Here is a 15,880-nt window from a genome sequence, read left to right on the forward strand (position 1 = left end):
CGGCCGGTACAACGTTCACGCGCCGTACACCGCTGTGCCCTCGTCATCGGAATCCTTGGCGACCCGGCGCGCCAGATACAGGGATTCCAGGGCGAATTCGACCGCGGCCGCGATCCGCGCAGGAGCCTCCCCGGCGTCCACGCCGAGCCGGACGGCCACCTCGTGCAGCACCGGCAGCTCCGGCAGACCCGCCAGTACCTGCGCCCCGGGCACCCGCTCACCGGTGGTCACCAGATGTCCCTGTTCCACAGCTTCCGCAAGTGGTTGCAGATCCAGCCCACCCAGCCGCGTCCGCGCCGTCTCGGCGAAGGCGCGCCGCAGCATATGGGTGAGATGCTCCTGTTCCCGCCCCTCCTCACCGGATTCGAATTCCAGTTTGCCGCGCAGAACGGCCGGTACCGATTCCAGATCGACCGGCCGGGCGACAGCCGGATTCTCCCCGGTGAGCGCAGCCCGGCGCAGCGCCGCCGCGGCCACCGTTTCGGCCGCCGCGACCGCGAAACGTGCCGACACCCCCGAGCGTTGATCGATGGCCGGCGATTCCCGCAACCGCCGCACGAACCGGGCCAGCACCTCGATCAGCGGATCGCCCACCTCGGCGACCAGTTCGGCTTCCTGCCGCACCAGCGCCATCTCGGCGGGCACGGTCAGCGGGTAATGGGTGCGGATCTCCGCGCCGAAACGGTCTTTCAACGGAGTGATGATCCGGCCGCGGTTGGTGTAGTCCTCGGGGTTGGCTGTGGCTACCAGCAGCACATCCAGCGGCAACCGCAGCGTATAACCGCGGACCTGGATATCGCGCTCCTCCATGACATTCAGCAGCGCGACCTGGATCCGCTCGGCCAGATCGGGCAGTTCGTTCACGGCGACGATGCCGCGATGCGCCCGGGGCACCAGCCCGAAATGGATGGTCTCCGGATCGCCGAGGCTGCGCCCCTCGGCCACCTTCACCGGGTCTACATCGCCGATCAGGTCCGCCACGGAGGTATCCGGGGTGGCGAGCTTCTCCGCGTACCGCTGCGACCGATGCCGCCAGGTGACCGGCAGATCGTCGCCGAGTTCGGCCGCCAGCCGCAGCCCCTGCGGGCTGATCGGTTCGAGTGGATGTTCGCCCAGCTCCAGACCCTCGATCACCGGAGTCCATTCGTCGAGCAACCCGAGCAGCGTGCGCAGCAGCCGGGTCTTGCCCTGTCCGCGCTCCCCCAGCAGCACCACATCGTGACCGGCCAGCAGCGCCCGCTCCAGCTGCGGCAGCACGGTCCGCTCGAATCCCACGATCCCCGGCCACGGATCCTCCCCCGAGCCCAGGCGGGCCAGCAGGTTCTCCCGGATCTCGGCCTTCACACTCCGCGGCGGATACCCGGCCGCCCGCAACGCGCCCGCGGTGGCGGGCAGGTCTGTTGGCACAGTCACCTCACCGACGCTACGACGATTTCCGTCATCGGTCGACAGCTGGGCGATCACAGCCACTGCCGAGACCCCCGGGCGATATCGCCCGATGTGCCGGTGCGCGGTTCTATCCGAATCAGCGGTTCGGCAGCTGAGCGTGCTCGCCTCCGCCCCGGTCACCGCCCGCTCCGTGCGCAACGGCTTCGGTCCAGAGCCGCCGCAGGATGGTCGCGGCCGGGTCCGCGGAGGTCGAGCGGTAGCCGGTGCCGGCCCACAGCGCCATATCCGCGGGCGCGTGCCGCTCGGCCGCTGCCGCACGAACCGGGCTGGTGAGGTGATGGACCTGGGGGTATGCCGCCGGCGCGGCCGCGTCGTAGAGGGCGATGAATTCGTTGGCCAGTCCGCGGGCAGGTCGTCCGGAGAACGCGCGGGTCACGACCGTGCGGTCGAACCGCGGATCGGTCAACGCATCCTTGTGCGCGGCCTTCGCCCCCGACTCCGGGCTCCGCAGGAATGCGGTACCGAGCTGGACGGCCACCGCGCCGCGGGCGAGCAGTTCCGCGATCCGGGCGCCGTCACCGATCCCACCGGCCGCCACCACCGGCAGCGGGCACTGCGCCGTGATCTCGTCGAGCAGGGCCGGCAGGGGTGTCGTTTCCGGTTCGTCCTCGACCCGGAACGTTCCCCGATGCCCGCCGCCTTCCGGGCCCTGCACACACAGCACCCCGACTCCGCGATCCGTCGCGGCGCGCGCCTCCGCAGGGGTGGTCACCGTCGCGATCACCGTGCATCCCGCCTCACGGAGCCGCCGGACGATATCTGCCGGCGGCAGGCCGAACGTCAGCGAAACCACGGGAACCTGCTGGTCGACCAGCAGTTCGATCTTCGCCGCGAACCAGTCGTCGTCCCGTTCCCGGATGGGCGGCAGTTCGATCCCGTACCGCTGGGCGGCCGCACGTAACCGGTCGCGGTATTCGTGGACGGCGGCCGCATCGTAGGCGGGCTGCTGCGGAACGAACAGGTTCACCCCGAACGCCACCTCCGTGCGGGCACGCACCTCCCGGATCTGTTCGCCCAGCGCCTCCGGGGTCTTGTAGCCACCCGCCAGGAACCCCAGACCACCGGCTTCGCCGACACTCACCACCAGATCCGGTGTGGACGGGCCGCCCGCCATCGGCGCCGCGATGATCGGAACGGCCAACTCCGCGAGATCGAACACGATCCACCTTTCTGCGCTGGTCGGATTCGGTTCCGAGGTTACCCAGTCCGGTCGCGGAGGCCAGGGGCCGGATAGGGGCGAGGCCCGGCCCGCGACCGCCGTACGGCCGGGCGCCGACGACGGCAGCGGGCTACGGAACCTGCGGCTCAATAACGATCCTTGTGCTCGGCCACCCAGTCGGCGAAAGTTCGCGCGGGCCGCCTCAGGAGCCGTTCGACGGTGCCGTCCGGAATCCGCGCCTCCGCCGGCGGATCCGCATGCCATCCGACGACATACTCGGCATCGGCACGGGAGATCCCTTCGCGCAGCATTCTTCCGACGGCCGCCTCGCCGCCGATCTGCTCGAAAACGATCTCCCGGCCCAGTGCGGCGGAAAGGATATCCACCCGCGCACTCGTGGTCAGCGCCTGCGGCCCGTTCAGGTTGTATGCGCGGCCCGCATGCCCTTCCTCGGTGAGGGCCAGCGCGGCCACCGCACCGAGATCGCCTTCGTGCACGACCGCGCTCGGCAGATCGAACGGCTCCCGTACCACCCCCTCTGTCCGGATGGATCCTCGCCAGGTCAGCGCATTCGACATGAATTCCTGGGGTTCGAGCCGGGTCCAGGCCACACCGGATTCCGCGACCGCGGTTTCGGCGGGCCCGACGTATCCACCCCACAGGATGGTGATCCGCTCGACCCCTGCGGCAACAGCCTGTCGCACCAGTTCCGGCCCGGTCTCGGCTACTCCGGCCGTCACGGTGATATGCAACCCGGTGACACCGTCCAACGCGGCTTCCAGCGTGCCCGGCTCGGTGTGGGTGCCCGCCACCATTTCCACCCCCGCCGGCAGCAGTGCTGCTGCCCGCTGCGGATCCCGGGTCAGCGCCCGGACCGAATGCCCTCGCCCCAGCAGCTCGGCCACCACATGCCGTCCCGTATTTCCTGTTGCGCCCGTTACCAATATCGTCACTTCGAGCTCCCTTCCACCGGGAACGCTAAGACCTGAACATAAGTTCAGGTCAACATGGAAGCGGCACCGGTCGAGCACGACGAAACAAACGGCCAGTCGTCGGGGTAGCGGTAGGGGACAGCGACGACCTGCACCGCGTCCTCGTGGACTATCCGGCCGGGCCGGGCCGTACGCGGCTCGACCCACCCGACTCCGGAGCGGTCGAGTAGGGACAGGTAGCCGCGGGCCGCCTCGAGCAGTTCCGCCGCACCACACTTGAACCATGCTCGGGCGCCTGGATTCTTTTGCGGGTCATAGCAATCGGGAGTGCTGCCGGTCGGGTCCGGATAGGCGGCGTTCATAGACGCGTTCGCCGCTCGCAACCATTCACCGTCGGCGGGGCCGAGCAGACCGTTGCGGGCGAGACCGTTCGCCATGGCGAAAACGCCCGGGTATCGCCCGTGGCGGTTGGGAACCGCACTCTGGAAGCGGATGTACTCTGACATCGCAAGAACCCTAGCCCCGGGACCCCTGCGTCAAAAGCGCACGCCGGGCCGCGATTACGACGACGGCGCGATGAGTTCGTCCGCGACCCATTGCGCAACGCCGGCCGGATACGGTGAGTCCACACCGAGGACGAAATGCCGGATACCGGCCTCGAAGGCTTCGGCGATCGCAGCACGGGTGATGCCGGGCCGGTCGTAGGAGACCGGAAGGAAAGTCGACCGGACTATCGAGGCCTGGTCGCGGCCGATATCGGCGCAATAGCGGTCCAGCAAGGCTCCACGATCGACGATATCGGCGGTATCACCGCCCGGGATGTTCCACAGGTCGGCATGTTCGGCGATCACCCGCAACACCGCGTCCGAGCGACCGCCGATCATGATCGGTGGATACGGCCGCTGAACCGGTTTGGGGTTGCCGAACGCGCCGGCAAGGCGGAGGTGTGCGCCCTGGAAATCGAACGGTTCGGGTTCGGTCCACAGCCGCCGGATCACCGTGCAGGCTTCGTCGAGGTTCTCCACCGAGCTACCGAAGCCGTGATACGGCAGGCCATGCGCATCGTATTCGCGGCGGGCTATCGGCAGGCCGGGCCGGGAGCCCGCGCCGATCCCGAAATCGAGCCGGCCACCCGAGACGATATCGACGGTGGTGGCGATCTTGGCCAGCATCGCCGGGGGCCGGAAGCGGTTACTGGTGACGAGCAGCCCGACGCGCAGGCGGCGGGTCTGCGCGGCGAGGGCGGAAAGCAGGGACCAGCCTTCGAAGATCGGCCCTGTCATATCGCCCGCGATCGGGAAAAGATGGTCGAACAGCCAGGCGTGCCGGATTTCCGGGATAGCGTCGGCCTCCTGCCAGACGCGCACAATGTCCTGGTAGTCGACCTGCATGGGTGCGGTCATGATGCCGAAGCTCGGCGCGGTGTGCGGCATGGGGTGATCAGTCCTTCCGGCGGAACACAGAAACGGGTCGAAGCGCGGAGCTCACCGGCGCCGCAGCGCCGGATCGAGCAATGCGGGTGGCGTATCGAATTTCTCGCCGGGGGCAAGGTCGGCTCCGGGGGCGACGATGGTGTCGATCGCATCGAGTACCTCGGTGGACAGCACGGTGTCCCCCGCCGCCAGCTGGGAACGCAGATGCTCCAGGGTGCGCGGGCCGATGATCGCACTGGTCACGCCCGGGTGGGCGGTGACGAAACCGAGCGCCAGCTGGATCATGGACAGGCCCGCTTCGTCGGCGAGAACGGCCAGTTTCTCGACGGCATCCAGCTTGGCGCGGTTGGCGGGAATCGTGGTGTCGAAGCGGTCCGGGAGCATCGCCGACCGGCTGGTCGTGATTTCCCGGTCCGCCCGGATGGCACCCGACAGCCAGCCCGAGGCCAGCGGACTCCACGCCAGTACCCCGAGCCCGTATTCCGCGGTGACGGGCAGTACGTGGGCCTCGATCCCGCGCTGCAGAATCGAATAGGCCGGTTGTTCGGTGACGTAGCGACTCAGATGATTCTCCCGCGCTGCCCACTGCGCCTGGACGATCCGGTAGGCCGGGAAGGTGGAGGATCCGAAGTAGCGGATCTTTCCTGCACGTTGCAGGTCGGTCAGCGCCGACAGGGTCTCGTCATCGCTGGTGTCCGGATCCCACCGGTGCATCTGATAGAGGTCGATATGGTCGGCGTTCAGCCGGCGCAGACTGTCGTCCACGGCCGTGCACAGCCAGCGCCGTGACCCGCCTCGATGGTTGCGTTCGTCGCCCATCGGCATGGTCGCTTTCGTGGCCAGCACGATATCGTCGCGACGGCCGGCGATGGCCTTGCCGACCATCCGCTCCGATTCGCCCTGGCTGTACATATCCGCGGTGTCGATGAGGTTGATACCGCTGTCCAGCGCGACGTCGATCATGGCCGTGACCTCGTCCTGAGTCGTTTTCCCGAGACTCCCGAAATTCATGGCACCGAGTACGAGGGTGCTCACCTGCACACCGGTCCGGCCCAAGCTGCGGTACTGCATAACTGTTCCTCCGTTGAGAGTTGGGGCGCGACCCGCTCGACTCCGGCAGTGCGACCCTGGCATCCTGAAAGCGGAACAACGTTCCGATAACCAACATACGGAACATTGTTCCGTTTGCCAACCGGAAGGACGGAGGCCGCTGCCCAGTGACCGGAAAAGACACCCCCGAACCGGCCCCACGAAAACGGGCCGATGCCCGCCGCAACGAGCAAACCCTGCTCGACGCGGCCGCCGCCGCATTCGTCGAATCCGGAGTCGGCGTACCCGTCCGCGATATCGCCGCCCGCGCCGGTGTCGGCGTCGGCACCATCTACCGCCACTTCCCCACCCGCGCCGACCTCATCGTCGCCGTCTACCGCCACCAGGTGGAAGCCTGCGCCGAAGCGGGCCCCGAACTACTGGCCGAGGGCCCCACTCCGCACGCCGCCCTCACCCGCTGGATCGACCTCTTCGTCGACTTCCTGGTCACCAAACACGGTCTCGCCGAAGCACTCCAGTCCGACGATGCCGCCTTCGAATCCCTGCACACCTACTTCATCGACCGGCTGCTTCCGGTCTGCACCGAACTGCTCGACGCCGCCGTGGACGCCGGCGAGATCGTGTCCGATATCGAGCCCTACGAACTGATGCGCGGCGCAGGCAACCTCTGCATCGGCGCCGGCAGCGACCCCCGCTACCACGCACGGCGCATGGTCGGGCTGTTGATCAGGGGACTGCGCACCCGCTAGCACTCGCCGCGAGAGTGGTCAGGAATCGAGAAGCACCGGTCACCGCACTGTCATTAGCGTCGTCCTCATCGAGATCGCGGGGCAGTACGCCGGACGCGACCGGCCGAGGAGGACCATATGACCTGGAACAAACGAACCCGGCAGACGCATCGGGTGGTGGCGCTCGTGTTCGTGGCGACCGTCGTCGTCACGATTGCCGTGATGGCATTGCAGGGGCCGGTCTGGGTCTCCTATCTCCCACTGCCCCCACTCGCCCTGCTCCTGTTCTCCGGCCTGTATCTGTACGTGCGGCCGTACGCCGGCAGGCGGACGGCAGAGACCGGGCCTCGCAGTCCTCGAGTCCGTGCGACCGGAGTGCGGGCGCTGCACCGTGGGGCGGCCGCTTTCTTCGTGGTGAGCATCGTCGTCACGACCGTCACCTTGGCGTTGCAGGGACCGATATGGGTGTCCTACCTCCCACTGGTGCCACTCGCCGGGCTCCTCGGCAGCGGCCTGTTCATGCTCGCGCGGCCGAGCGCGAGCCGGCGAGCCGGAGCCGGCGATGCGGCCGGGGCCAGCGGCCGGCAATCGGCCGTGGCACGTTCGTCGGCGACGCAATAACCAGACCGGATACGCATCGCCGCAGCTGGAACGCGGTCAGTGCCGAATGCGCCGGCGCCGCCGCGGGAATCATTTCCCGGCCGGCGTCCGATCGACGGCCACGACAGCGATCACGAGCAGAACCTGCCCGACCACATAGGTGAGCATCACCCAGAAGCCGTGCACGGGTAGTTCCATATCGGTGAAGGCACGCAGTGCGATCAGGGAATCGGAGAGCAGGAAGATCGCGCCACCCACCCCGGCCGTCCGGCCGAGCCCGGTCGCCAGTACCGCCATGGTCACCAAGGCCAGGCCGTACACGATGACCGGCACCAGAAGCGCGCCGGCCTGCTCGCGGCAGAGCGCCACCAGAATCACGAGCGCGACCGCATACACCGCGACCGCGGTGGGCCGAACCAGTAACGAATGCCGATGGTAGGGCCAGAAAGCCGCGGCGTAGAACAGTTGCGCCACCAGGAAGCAGCCCACCAGGGCCAGGAATCCGCCGTCACCGGCAACGAAACGCGGCACCGTATCGCCGAGCCACGAGAAGAACAGCGCGACCAGGACCAGCCGAACCAGCCGGGTCCGGGGTCTGCTCGTCGCCGTGAACAGCGCCGCGGCGAGCAAGGGCATGAGGAGCACCTGCGTGATATCGGAGACGAACCCCTCGGGCGCCGCAATCTGAGCAATCAAGTGCACGCCTGTTACACATGCCAAGGCGGTGAAGGCAATCCACACGATAGGTGCGGTATCACCGAACACCGACGAACTCGGCAGCTTCGCTCTGTCGCTCACACCCGTACCGACCTTCCATCGCCGGCCTGCCAGGCTATCCGGCGACGCGACGCGGTTGTACCGGGTCTGCCAGGATGACCACATGAGAACCATGGCACGGCCCGGCACGATCTCCGCCGGGACTCTGGTTCTGCTGACAGCGCTCTATTTCGCGCAGGGCCTGCCGTACGGGTTCTTCACCCAAGCGCTGCCGGTGGTGCTGCGTGAATCCGGTTTCTCCCTGATCGAGATCAGCGCCACCGGTGTCCTGTTCGCGCCGTGGGCCTTGAAATTCCTGTGGGCACCCTACGTCGACCACTACGGCACCCGGCGGCAATGGCTGCTGACGTTGCAGCTCACCAGTTCGGCCATCGCGTTCGGGCTCGCCTGCCTGGACCTCTCCTCGTCGTTGCGCTGGCTCCTCATCGGGATCGCCGTGGTGAACGCCGTATCCGCGACCCAGGATGTCGCCACCGACGGACTCGCCGTCCAACTGCTGGGCCCGCAGGAACGCGGCTTGGGGAACGGGATCCAGGTCGGTGCCTACCGGATCGGCATGATCGTCGGCGGCGGCGCGCTGCTCTGGCTGTTCGCGCTCGCGGGCTGGCGGAGCCTGTTCGCCGCGATGGCGATTCTGCTCCTGCTGACCACCATCCCGGTGTGGTGGTTACCGCGGACCCCCGAACGCAACGAACAGAAGCCACCACCCCGCCCGGCCGCTTTGACGACCGGGTGGTGGAAACGGTTACGACGACCGGGGATGCTCACCTTCATCCTGCTCATCGGTGGTTTCAAATTCGGGGATTCGATGGGCTCGGCAATGGTCGGCCCGTTCATGTCCGATGCCGGACTCACCCTCGGCCAGATAGCTCTCGTGAAGGGCGCCCTGTCGTCGGCGGGCGCGCTCGCGGGCGCGGCGCTGGGCGGCTGGCTGTGCTTCCGGTACGGTCGCCGCCGCGCCCTGCTGATCGGCGGAGTGACCCAGACCGCCAGCCTGGCTCTCTATTTGATCGCCTCACTCGGAACCGGCGGCTTCGGCCTGATCGTCACCGCGAGCCTCGCCGAGCACATCCTCGGCGGCGCCGCGACCGTCGCGGTGTTCACCCTCATGATGGACGCCTCGGACCGCGACCACGCCGGCAGCGACTACACCCTGCTGGCCTGCGCGGTCGTGACGGTGCAGGGGATCGCGGGGTTCGCGGCGGGTACGGTCGGCGAACTTCTCGGCTACCCTGCCCTGTTCGGGTCGAGCCTGGTCCTGTCCGGTCTCGGTTGCGCGGTACTGATCATCGCCACAGATCGCGGCAAGGGGCCGAGCGGTGTGCACGCGGTGTGGGACAGCCCGACGACGGCGCGGAGGCGCCCCGCCGAACCTGCCGGCGCGGACGACGCAGCAGAGCCTGGAACTATTGCGCAATGACCCCCGCACAATCGATCACCGAAGCTCTCGACCCGATCCTGGCCCCTGCAGGCTTCGTGCCAGGCCATGGCAGCGATGATCCCGTCGCGGGCCAGGTCATCTTCTGCGCCGGACACGACGAGTTCGCCGAAACCCTCCGCTCGGCGCACCTCGAACGGGATGCCGCCGCAGCAGGCTCCCTCACCGGCGATCACCTCGGCGCGGCACTGCCGCGCCTCGGCGATATCCTCGGGCGCCTCTTCGCCCCGACCACCGTGTGCCGCCGTCCGTAGGACTCAGCGAGCTTCCGCCAACGCACGGTGGGCAGCGTGTGCGCCGCGCAACCAGTGCATCATCCGGTACATCAACTGTGTAGCGCCCGGCATGAAACCGGAGCCGTGGTGATAGGAGGCGTCCATGGTGCTGACGACGATTTCTGCGGCGAATGTGCCTGCGTCGTAGTACATCAGAGTGTTGCTGTGCCCGGGGACGGCCCGGTACGGGGTGCCCCAGGGATCGTCGGACTCGGCGTCCGCGTGGTCCGGCAGTTCCTCGAGCCGGACGAGCGGTACGGCAGTATCAGGGTGGGTGAGGACCCCGTGATAGTGCCAGTGCACGGCATCATCGGCGAGTCCGTCCCAGAACGGGTGCTCCCGGTTGACCGAGCGGCGTCCGACGTCCTCGCCGATCCGCCAGGCCCAGAAGTTCGTGCCGCGGGGGGTTTCGGTGGTGCCGGGTAGCCAGTCGCCGACGGTGTTCTCGCCGTCGATGTACATCCGCGCGCCGGGGGTGTCGAGGAAGCCGATGAGGATCGGCGCGATGCGGGCGAGTACAGCCGGATGCAACCTGGCCGCGACGTAGACAGCGTCGAAGCCGTCGAGTCCGCCCGGTTTCAGATCCGGCGCGTAGACATCGACCGGGCCCATAGCGCGTACGGCGGGATCGCGTAGGTCGGCGAGGTGGAAGAAGCTGCCGGTGTGGACGAAAGCGACGCGGGTCATCGGGCCGTCTCCTGTAGCGCCGGGGCGCCCTCGAGGTAGGTGAGTGTGCGGTCGCCGAGGTCGGCGGCGGAGGTGCCGGGGCGGCTGAAGGCCGTCATATCGTTGCCGAGATGCAGGATGACCTCGCCGTTTCCGAGCGGGTAGGTCACGTCGACCGGCAGGCGGCCCTGGCCGATTCCGGTGATCACCACGGCCCCGTCCGGGAGGTCGACGAGGTAGGCGTGGGCATAGAACCCTGCGACGCCGATACGCTCGAGATCTTCGAACGAGTGCGTTCCGGGCACCCCGGTGTTGAAGAGCACGTCGCGGCGGTCGACTCCGTCCCAGATCGGGTGCGTTCCCATGGCGGTGAGCCAAAGGTCGCGGGTCGTGTGGAAGTCGAGTTTGCGGTACTTGGGCATGTTCTCGACGAACCGCTCCAGCGGATGACCGTTGACGAGAATGCGTCCGCCGGCGCGTACCCAGGCCGACAGCCGGTCGGTGCGCGCGGCGAGAAAGCGCTGATCACAGGCGCCGCTGACCATGATGCCGGCGTAAGCGTCGAGGTCGATCCCGTCGAGGTCGTATACATCGCGGACAGCGATCCGAGGCGTGTCTTCCGAGGGTGAGGCGCGGCGTTGGACGAGTTGCAGAACCGGGGGCATCGAGACTCCTTCACCGGTAACGGAACGGCACGAGTTATAAAGGTTAGGCTAACCTAGGCGTCGAGGGCGCCCACAGTGCTTGCGTGGCATCGGGAATCAACTTTCTGAACCGCGGCAACTTCACAATGGGCATGAGGTTAGGCTAACCTCCATTCTCAGCCGGGGTGACGGCACCCCCACCGCCCACACCCCGGCCGTGCTCGACTCTCGAATTGAGGATCCATGATCAACCGTCCGAGCCGCGCCCGCACCGGCGCCGGCGCCGCGGTCGTGCTGGCGGTCGCCCTGAGTGGCTGCACCGGCAGCACGGACTCCGGCTCCGGGACCACGGCGTTCGGCGACCTGAGCGGTCCGGCCACCGCCGAGCAGCTGACCATCGCGCTCGACAAGGACTCCGGCCCCATCAACCTGTTCGCCGGAGCGAGCGACCAACTCGTCGAGCTCGTCTACGACAAGTTGCTGGCGCCCTCGCCGTATGTCGACGACCCGCAGCCGTGGCTCGCCACCGAGGTACGTCAGCTCGACCCGGCCACCTGGGAAGCCGATCTGCGCACAGACGTCACCTGGCAGGACGGTGAGCGGTTCACACCGGAAGACGTCGTCTTCTCGTTCCAGTACATGCACGACGCACCCACCGGCCGCTATACCCACCACGTCAACGACACCCCCTACGTCGATCGCGTGGTGCAGGTCGACGACGACACCGTGCGTTTCGAATGCCGCGACGCCTGCCCCTCGCTGGCCCGCGTCACCCTCGCCGACCTCCCGATCGTGGCCGAGCACATCTGGGCCGATATCGACCCGGCCGAAGCGAAAAAGGTACAGGACCTGCCGATCGGCACCGGCCCGTACCAGTTGACGGCCTACAGTCCCACCGAGGGTTACACCCTCACCGCGAACGAGAAATACTTCGCGGGAAAACCCACGGTCGACACGATCAAGATGCCGGTGATCACCGATCAGTCGGCGACCTTCACCGCACTGCAATCCGGCGAGATCGATGCGACCACCCGCACACTCAGCCCCGAGCTCGTCGCGCAGTTCGAGCAGTCGGGCAACCTCGACTCGCTCACCACGCAGGCATTGAGCTTCCCCGAGATCAAGATGAACTTCCTGCGGAAACCGCTGGATACGCCGAAGTTCCGGCGCGCCCTCTCGGATGCGGTCGACAAGGAACAGATGCTCGATGTGGTCGCGCTCGGCCAGGGCCGGGCCGCGACCCAGGGCTATCCCCATCCCGACGCGCCCTTCGCGAATCCCGGTAACTCCACACCGACCGACCGCGCGGCCGCCGGCACCGCACTCGACGAACTCGGCTATACCGATACCGATCGTGACGGTGTCCGCGAGATCGACGGCAAACCGCTCGTGCTCAGGATGTACGTGGATTCCGGCCTCCCCCAGGATGTCCGGGCCGCCGAACTGGCCGCCGAAGACCTCGGCGAAGTCGGTATCGGCGTCGAGATCGAGGGGATGGACGCCGCGGCGCTGAAGGAGCGGTCTGCCCAGAAAACCTATGACCTGCTCGTGGGCTCGATCGGCGCGCACGGTGTGGCCGATCCGGACCAGTTCATCATGTCGCATCGCTCGGGCTACCTCTGGGCGACGAAGGTCGCCTGGGACGAATGGGACAAGAAATACGCCGAATGGCTGGCCCAGACGACCCATGCGGACCGCATCCGCGTGATGCAGGATCTGCAGACCATCCACAACGCCGCCCCGACCACCGTGCCGCTGTTCTACCCCGAAGAGCATTGGGCCGTCTCACACACCTACGGCGGATGGTCCGAGAGCCCGGGCTACGGCATCGTCCACAAATGGTCGTTCCTGCCGAAAGAGGTTGTCGAAGCGGCACATTCGAGCACGGTCGACGCGATCACCGAGCTCACCGGTACCGCACCGGCCACGGACGTCACCGAGCCCCCGGCCTCGGAAGAGCACGGGCACTGACGATCAGGCGGCCGGCCGCGATGAGGGCGGCCGGTCGCCTGGTTCATCGAGAGGACCGAAGATGAAGCGGCCGGACAGATCCTGGCTCTCGCGGATCGGGCAGTACGCCGTGGTGCTGTGGGTGGCCGTCACCCTCAACTTCGCGCTGCCGCGGCTGGCTCCGGGCGACCCCGCCCTGGTCATGTTCACCGGCGAGGGTGATCCCAGCCCGGAAGAGCTCGCCGAACTCGGCGCCTTGTACGGGCTCGACGATCCGGTTCTTGTGCAGTACGGGCGGTTCTGGACGGATCTACTGCACGGCGATCTCGGTCTGTCGACCGTCCACAACCGGCCGGTGGCCGATGTCCTCATGGAACGACTGCCCTGGTCGCTGACGCTGGTCGGGCTGGGGCTCATCGGCGCCATCGTCGTAGGCGCGCTGCTCGGGGCGTGGTCGGCGTGGCGGCGCGGGGCCGGACGTCCCGGACAGGACAAGAGCACACTCGTCGGTGTCCTGGCCGTCGACTCGATGCCCGGATTCTGGATCGGGATGCTGCTGATCACTGTCTTCTCCGCACAACTCGGCTGGCTGCCGTCGTACGCATCGGCCGAACTACCCGACGAAACCTTCGCCTGGCTGGTCGAATCCGGCCGCCGGCTGATCATGCCGCTGCTGACGATGATCATCACCTCGATCGGCACCTACTATCTGCTCGCCCGGGCATCGATGACCACCGTGCTGGGCGAGCCGTTCATCCGGCTCGCCCGCGCCAAAGGCCTGCCCGAACGCCGCGTCGCCACCGGACATGCCCTGCGCACCGCGCTGCTGCCCATCGCGACCAACGCCACGATGGCCGCCGGTGCCCTCGTCTCCGGCGCGGTCGTGGTCGAAACCGTGTTCTCGTATCCGGGTCTGGGGAAGGTCATCGCCGATGCGGTCGCCGCGCGCGACTACCCGATGCTGCAGGGCGCGTTCCTGCTCGCCACGGTCGGCGTGATCCTGGCGAATATCCTCGCCGATCTGCTGTACCCCCTGCTCGACCCACGGGTCCGGCACTCCCGGCAGGTGGTCCCCGCATGACGCGTCTGCGCACCGGTTGGCGGTCCCTGTCCGCCACGAGCCGTATCGGTATCGGCATCGTGCTCATCCTGTGCGCCGTCGCGATCTTCGCCCCGTGGCTCGCGCCGTACGACCCTGGCGAACGCGTGACGCGACCGTTCGCGGCGCCGTCGGCAGCGCATCTGCTCGGCGCCGACGATGTCGGCCACGATCTGCTCAGTATCCTGCTCTTCGGCGCGCGACCTTCGCTGCTGGTGGGGTTCATCGCCGCCATCGCGGCGACCCTGGTCGGGATGGCCGTCGGCATCACGGCCGGCTACCTGCGCGGGATCACCGATACCGTGCTCATGCGCATCGTCGACGTGGTCCTGTCGCTACCCGTCGTCCCGCTCACCCTGGTGATCGGCGTACTGGCCGGGCCCGGGATCGTCACGCAGATCTTCGTCATCTCCCTCGCCCTGTGGGCCCCGGTCGCCCGCGAGCTGCGCGCACAGGTGCTCAGTGTGCGCGAGCGCGACCATATCCAGGCACTACGCGCCATGGGCGCCCGCCACAGCTATGTGCTTATACGGCATATCGTTCCGGCCGTCGGCGTACTCGTCGTACCGCAGCTCGTACTCGCGGTCAAGAACGCGGTACTGCTGGAGTCCTCGCTCGCGTTCCTCGGTCTCGGCGATATCACCTCCATGAGCTGGGGCATGATGCTGAGTGTCGCCAACGGCCGCAGCGCCTTCCTCACCGACGCCTGGCTCTGGTGGGTCGTCCCGCCGGGAGCGCTCATCGGACTCACCGTGCTGGGTTTCGCGCTCGCCGGTGGCGCCGTGGAGCGCACGGCGGGCGGGGTCACCCGCCGATTCGCCCGGCGCGGCAAGCCCAGCCGCTCCGCGGTGGTTACAGCTGTCCCGGATAGCGATATGGGCGACGCGCTGCTCCGCATCGAGGGGCTGACCGTGCGCTACGGCGAAGGTGAGAACGGGGGCGGCGGATGCACCGGCGTCGATCTGGTGATACCGCGTGGGCAGGTCCTCGGTCTGGTCGGTGAATCGGGGTCGGGCAAGTCGACCGTCGCGGCCGCGATCGTGGGTCTCATGCCCGCGGCAGCCCGGGTCGTCTCGGGACGTATCCGGCTCGGCGACGTAGACCTGCTCGACCTCGGCAACCGCGAGCGGCGCGCGCTGCTCGGTTCACGTATCGGTCTCGTACCGCAGGAAGCGCAATCGGCGCTCAACCCCGTGCACCGTATCGGCGACCAGATCCACGAAGCGGTCCTCGTCCACAGCGATGTCACCCACAACCGCGCGCAGGAACGCGCCCGTGAACTGTTGCGGATGGTGGGACTGCCGGCGGAAAGATACCGGGCGTTCCCGCACGAACTCTCGGGCGGGCAGCGCCAGCGCGTCGTCATCGCGATCGCCCTGGCCAACGAACCGGAACTACTGGTCGCCGACGAGCCCACCAGCGGCCTCGACGTACTCGTCCAGCAGGAGATCCTCGACCTGCTCGAGGAACTACGGTCCCGGCTGCACCTGACGATGCTGATCGTCACGCACGATCTGCCGGTCGTCGCGCAGACCGCCGACCGCGTCGCCGTCATGCGCGCAGGCACTGTGGTCGAGCAGGGCGAGGCCGGCCCCGTGCTGACCGACCCGCAGCATCCCTACACCCGCGACCTGATGGGCGCGATGCCCGATATGAGCGAGTTCGAGAAGGCCCTGTGAC

Annotated in this window: 16 protein-coding genes; 7 read left to right on the forward strand and 9 right to left on the reverse strand. The window is 67.8% G+C overall.

What is annotated here, in order from left to right:
• Positions 1-15 precede the first annotated feature (15 nt).
• The 6 genes from ACFWPH_RS08965 to ACFWPH_RS08990 form a co-directional block, all read right to left on the reverse strand.
• Entirely contained in the window at positions 16-1,413 is a 1,398-nt protein-coding gene (locus ACFWPH_RS08965; RefSeq protein ID WP_378748992.1) for a sigma 54-interacting transcriptional regulator, read from the reverse strand.
• A 112-nt stretch (positions 1,414-1,525) separates the two neighbouring features.
• Positions 1,526-2,608 (reverse strand): nitronate monooxygenase, encoded by a 1,083-nt coding sequence (locus ACFWPH_RS08970; protein ID WP_378748993.1) that lies wholly within the window; start codon positions 2,606-2,608, stop codon positions 1,526-1,528.
• A 146-nt stretch (positions 2,609-2,754) separates the two neighbouring features.
• A complete protein-coding gene (locus ACFWPH_RS08975; RefSeq protein ID WP_378748995.1) occupies positions 2,755-3,561 on the reverse strand; it encodes an NmrA family NAD(P)-binding protein in 807 nt (268 codons plus the stop codon).
• A 44-nt stretch (positions 3,562-3,605) separates the two neighbouring features.
• On the reverse strand, positions 3,606-4,046 hold the full coding sequence (locus tag ACFWPH_RS08980) for a hypothetical protein (protein WP_378748997.1): 441 nt from the start codon (positions 4,044-4,046) through the stop codon (positions 3,606-3,608).
• Between the two features lie 54 nt (positions 4,047-4,100).
• The gene (locus tag ACFWPH_RS08985) at positions 4,101-4,973 is read right to left on the reverse strand and encodes an LLM class flavin-dependent oxidoreductase (protein WP_378748999.1); all 873 of its coding nucleotides are present in this window, start codon (positions 4,971-4,973) and stop codon (positions 4,101-4,103) included.
• Positions 4,974-5,024: 51 nt separating this feature from the next.
• Complete coding sequence (locus ACFWPH_RS08990) at positions 5,025-6,044, reverse strand: aldo/keto reductase (protein ID WP_378749001.1); 1,020 nt, start codon at positions 6,042-6,044, stop codon at positions 5,025-5,027.
• Between the two features lie 146 nt (positions 6,045-6,190).
• On the opposite strand from ACFWPH_RS08990, the gene ACFWPH_RS08995 reads away from it, so the two are divergent.
• Together ACFWPH_RS08995 and ACFWPH_RS09000 are read left to right on the forward strand one after the other, a co-directional pair.
• Complete coding sequence (locus ACFWPH_RS08995; protein WP_378749003.1) at positions 6,191-6,772, forward strand: TetR/AcrR family transcriptional regulator; 582 nt, start codon at positions 6,191-6,193, stop codon at positions 6,770-6,772.
• A gap of 117 nt (positions 6,773-6,889) precedes the next feature.
• On the forward strand, positions 6,890-7,372 hold the full coding sequence (locus ACFWPH_RS09000) for a hypothetical protein (protein WP_378749005.1): 483 nt from the start codon (positions 6,890-6,892) through the stop codon (positions 7,370-7,372).
• Between the two features lie 69 nt (positions 7,373-7,441).
• Here ACFWPH_RS09000 and ACFWPH_RS09005 read toward each other — a convergent pair whose 3' ends face one another.
• Positions 7,442-8,149, reverse strand: a complete 708-nt coding sequence (locus tag ACFWPH_RS09005) for a lysoplasmalogenase family protein (RefSeq protein ID WP_378749007.1) — start codon at positions 8,147-8,149, stop codon at positions 7,442-7,444.
• Positions 8,150-8,231: 82 nt separating this feature from the next.
• Between ACFWPH_RS09005 and ACFWPH_RS09010 the strand changes: the two genes are divergently transcribed.
• Together ACFWPH_RS09010 and ACFWPH_RS09015 are read left to right on the forward strand one after the other, a co-directional pair.
• Positions 8,232-9,548, forward strand: a complete 1,317-nt coding sequence (locus tag ACFWPH_RS09010) for an MFS transporter (RefSeq protein ID WP_378749009.1) — start codon at positions 8,232-8,234, stop codon at positions 9,546-9,548.
• Complete coding sequence (locus tag ACFWPH_RS09015; RefSeq protein ID WP_378749011.1) at positions 9,545-9,820, forward strand: hypothetical protein; 276 nt, start codon at positions 9,545-9,547, stop codon at positions 9,818-9,820. Before ACFWPH_RS09010 ends, ACFWPH_RS09015 begins: the two co-directional genes overlap by 4 nt.
• Before the next feature lie 3 nt (positions 9,821-9,823).
• Here the strand turns inward: ACFWPH_RS09015 and ACFWPH_RS09020 are convergent, their stop codons facing one another.
• Both ACFWPH_RS09020 and ACFWPH_RS09025 read right to left on the reverse strand, forming a co-directional pair.
• On the reverse strand, positions 9,824-10,528 hold the full coding sequence (locus ACFWPH_RS09020) for a hypothetical protein (protein WP_378749013.1): 705 nt from the start codon (positions 10,526-10,528) through the stop codon (positions 9,824-9,826).
• The gene (locus ACFWPH_RS09025; RefSeq protein ID WP_378749015.1) at positions 10,525-11,172 is read right to left on the reverse strand and encodes a hypothetical protein; all 648 of its coding nucleotides are present in this window, start codon (positions 11,170-11,172) and stop codon (positions 10,525-10,527) included. The genes ACFWPH_RS09020 and ACFWPH_RS09025 overlap by 4 nt, the downstream gene beginning before the upstream one ends.
• Positions 11,173-11,394: 222 nt before the next feature.
• Between ACFWPH_RS09025 and ACFWPH_RS09030 the strand changes: the two genes are divergently transcribed.
• The 3 genes from ACFWPH_RS09030 to ACFWPH_RS09040 all read left to right on the forward strand — a co-directional run bounded on the left by ACFWPH_RS09030 (position 11,395) and on the right by ACFWPH_RS09040 (position 15,879).
• Positions 11,395-13,122 carry an ABC transporter substrate-binding protein gene (locus ACFWPH_RS09030; protein WP_378749017.1) on the forward strand — a complete coding sequence of 576 codons (1,728 nt, stop codon included), beginning with the start codon at positions 11,395-11,397 and terminating at the stop codon, positions 13,120-13,122.
• 61 nt (positions 13,123-13,183) lie between these two features.
• Positions 13,184-14,182 carry an ABC transporter permease gene (locus ACFWPH_RS09035; RefSeq protein ID WP_378749019.1) on the forward strand — a complete coding sequence of 333 codons (999 nt, stop codon included), beginning with the start codon at positions 13,184-13,186 and terminating at the stop codon, positions 14,180-14,182.
• Positions 14,179-15,879: a dipeptide/oligopeptide/nickel ABC transporter permease/ATP-binding protein gene (locus ACFWPH_RS09040; RefSeq protein ID WP_378749021.1), complete on the forward strand. Its 1,701-nt coding sequence runs from the start codon at positions 14,179-14,181 to the stop codon at positions 15,877-15,879. The genes ACFWPH_RS09035 and ACFWPH_RS09040 overlap by 4 nt, the downstream gene beginning before the upstream one ends.
• Position 15,880: the final 1 nt, after the last annotated feature.

The sequence above is a fragment of the Nocardia sp. NPDC058499 genome (assembly GCF_042719915.1).
Classification (GTDB): Bacteria; Actinomycetota; Actinomycetes; order Mycobacteriales; family Mycobacteriaceae; genus Nocardia.

Excerpts from the sequence above, each read along its gene's own strand:
- ACFWPH_RS09000 (WP_378749005.1), top strand. The coding sequence starts at position 6,890 with ATGACCTGGAACAAACGAACCCGGCAGACGCATCGGGTGGTGGCGCTC.
- ACFWPH_RS09015 (WP_378749011.1), top strand. The coding sequence starts at position 9,545 with ATGACCCCCGCACAATCGATCACCGAAGCTCTCGACCCGATCCTGGCC.
- ACFWPH_RS09030 (WP_378749017.1), top strand. The coding sequence starts at position 11,395 with ATGATCAACCGTCCGAGCCGCGCCCGCACCGGCGCCGGCGCCGCGGTC.
- ACFWPH_RS08985 (WP_378748999.1), bottom strand. The coding sequence starts at position 4,973 with ATGCCGCACACCGCGCCGAGCTTCGGCATCATGACCGCACCCATGCAG.
- ACFWPH_RS09020 (WP_378749013.1), bottom strand. The coding sequence starts at position 10,528 with ATGACCCGCGTCGCTTTCGTCCACACCGGCAGCTTCTTCCACCTCGCC.
- ACFWPH_RS08980 (WP_378748997.1), bottom strand. The coding sequence starts at position 4,046 with ATGTCAGAGTACATCCGCTTCCAGAGTGCGGTTCCCAACCGCCACGGG.
- ACFWPH_RS09010 (WP_378749009.1), top strand. The coding sequence starts at position 8,232 with ATGAGAACCATGGCACGGCCCGGCACGATCTCCGCCGGGACTCTGGTT.
- ACFWPH_RS09035 (WP_378749019.1), top strand. The coding sequence starts at position 13,184 with ATGAAGCGGCCGGACAGATCCTGGCTCTCGCGGATCGGGCAGTACGCC.
- ACFWPH_RS09025 (WP_378749015.1), bottom strand. The coding sequence starts at position 11,172 with ATGCCCCCGGTTCTGCAACTCGTCCAACGCCGCGCCTCACCCTCGGAA.
- ACFWPH_RS08990 (WP_378749001.1), bottom strand. The coding sequence starts at position 6,044 with ATGCAGTACCGCAGCTTGGGCCGGACCGGTGTGCAGGTGAGCACCCTC.
- ACFWPH_RS09040 (WP_378749021.1), top strand. The coding sequence starts at position 14,179 with ATGACGCGTCTGCGCACCGGTTGGCGGTCCCTGTCCGCCACGAGCCGT.